Annotated in this window: 1 protein-coding gene; it reads left to right on the forward strand. The window is 35.7% G+C overall.

Translation table 11 applies throughout. The features are described from left to right. The first annotated feature begins 251 nt into the window (after positions 1-251). Positions 252-383 (forward strand): hypothetical protein, encoded by a 132-nt coding sequence (locus ASC50_RS07610; protein WP_262482197.1) that lies wholly within the window; start codon positions 252-254, stop codon positions 381-383. Positions 384-482: the final 99 nt, after the last annotated feature.

The raw sequence follows: 482 nt of genomic DNA on the forward strand, positions 1-482 counted from the left end.
GTTCACCGTCATAACCACACCGTCAGCAGCCTGCACAACCATGCACGACAAAAGCGAAAAGGCAAAAAACATTTTTTTCTTCATATCAATCAATTTTATTGCACCACAAGTATTAACGGCAATTTGCATCGTTTAGTATGTAGGGCGTGTGAATTTTTATTCGAAATTTTTGAAAAAAATGCTAAAAACAATTGCCAATTCAAAATTTGCATTACCTTTGCGGGGTGAAACAATTTTAAATAAATAAAAATATGGAAACAACCGTAAATGTGAATGATAGCACAACAAGTGCTCCTGTGAGAAAGTCGAAAATTGCAGAGTATTGGGAAAAATATCCCAATGGGTGTGGCGAAATTCTGGATTATAAAGCCGTAATGAAGTAACTGTTATGCGCTATCTAATTGACACAAACATACTTATCTGTATCGAATTTAAGCCCGTCAAAGCTTTCTGCGCAAAAAAGTTTGCAGGCACAATAGAAT

This window comes from Candidatus Symbiothrix dinenymphae (genome assembly GCF_001431085.1).

Coding starts and splice junctions, on each gene's coding strand:
- ASC50_RS07610 (WP_262482197.1), top strand. CDS start 252: ATGGAAACAACCGTAAATGTGAATGATAGCACAACAAGTGCTCCTGTG.